This is a genomic window from Mycobacterium sp. 1423905.2, assembly GCF_001673155.1.
Lineage (GTDB): Bacteria > Actinomycetota > Actinomycetes > Mycobacteriales > Mycobacteriaceae > Mycobacterium.
The window spans coordinates 1-736 of the sequence record NZ_LZLE01000238.1 but is presented as its reverse complement, the minus strand read 5'-3'; the positions used below and the strand labels follow the sequence as shown (position 1 = coordinate 736).

The following is a 736-nucleotide window of genomic DNA, read 5'->3' as shown; positions in this document are numbered from 1 at the left end:
GGACCCGCCGGTCATCGACGCCGACAAGGAGAACTACCCCGCCTACCTCGAGTGGGCGGTGCGACTGGCCCGCCCCGGCGCGGTCATCGTGGTGGACAACGTCATTCGCAACGGACATGTGGCGGCGGCGGACTCCGGCGACGCCCGGATCACCGCGACCCGCCACACGCTGCAGCTGATGGGGGAGCACCCGCGGCTGGACACCGCGGCGCTGCAGACCGTCGGCGCCAAGGGGTGGGACGGGTTCGCGCTGGCGCTGGTGCGCTAGCCGCCGGCCGGCCGAGTGTGCTCAGGGGGCGTCGAGGGTGCAGTCACGGTGGGATTGGTCGGGATTTCCCGCCGTGTGGACACACTCGACGGCGTCAGCGCACGCTGACGGCTGGCCGGGAGGGTCAGCCGCAGACCGCGCCTACCGCCGCGGAGTTGACCAGCTTGACGTACTTGGCCAGCACACTCGGCCGGCCGGCGGCTAGCGCACCAGCGCCAGCGCGAACCCGTCCCACCCCTTGGCGCCGACGGTCTGCAGCGCCGCGGTGTCCAGCCGCGGGTGCTCCCCCATCAGCTGCAGCGTGTGGCGGGTCGCGGTGATCCGGGCGTCGCCGGAGTCCGCCGCCGCCACATGTCCGTTGCGAATGACGTTGTCCACCACGATGACCGCGCCGGGGCGGGCCAGTCGCACCGCCCACTCGAGGTAGGCGGGGTAGTTCTCCTTGTCGGCGTCGATGAACACCAGGTC

Annotated in this window: 2 protein-coding genes; one reads left to right on the top strand and one right to left on the bottom strand. The window is 72.1% G+C overall.

Features of this window, described 5'->3' with window-relative positions; all coding sequences use genetic code 11:
• A partial coding sequence (locus A9W95_RS15075; protein WP_371328076.1) for an O-methyltransferase occupies positions 1-268 on the top strand: 268 nt, incomplete at its 5' end.
• Positions 269-469: 201 nt separating this feature from the next.
• Here the strand turns inward: A9W95_RS15075 and A9W95_RS15070 are convergent.
• Positions 470-736: O-methyltransferase (locus A9W95_RS15070; RefSeq protein WP_371328027.1), on the bottom strand; the 267-nt coding region annotated here is incomplete at its 5' end.